At 67.4% G+C, this 325-nt stretch carries 1 pseudogene; it reads right to left on the bottom strand.

Features of this window, described 5'->3' with window-relative positions:
- A pseudogene (locus tag B2790_RS10655) lies at nt 1-221 on the bottom strand (energy transducer TonB); the annotation flags it as partial.
- Nucleotides 222-325: the final 104 nt, after the last annotated feature.

The raw sequence follows: 325 nt of genomic DNA, 5'->3' as shown, positions 1-325 counted from the left end.
ATCTCGATTTTCGGCCGCTCGCCGGAGCGGGCCTGGGGGGTGACGGGCGCCTCGTTGGCAGCCGGTGCCGGCCTGACGTCGAAATCGAGGTCCTCGACCGGTGCCACCGGCAGCAGCAGCTCGGGCCGCGACGGTGCGGCGAACGGCAGTTCGGCGCGCGGCAGCCAGTGCACCACTTGCATGGCGGAAAGGTAGGCGCGGCGACGGGGTTCGGTGAGCAAGGGGCGGGTTTCCGAGGGGCGAAGACAAAGAGCCATTCTAACGCCGTTGGCATTCGAGTGCCGCAACTGGTCGGCGGATTTTTATTGCCTGTACCGGCCCTTTC

Source organism: Pseudomonas sp. UBA6753 (assembly GCF_002453565.1).
Lineage (GTDB): Bacteria > Pseudomonadota > Gammaproteobacteria > Pseudomonadales > Pseudomonadaceae > Aquipseudomonas > Aquipseudomonas putida_Z.
Note: the sequence above shows the minus strand (reverse complement) of the source record. Positions and strands in the feature narration are given on the sequence as shown.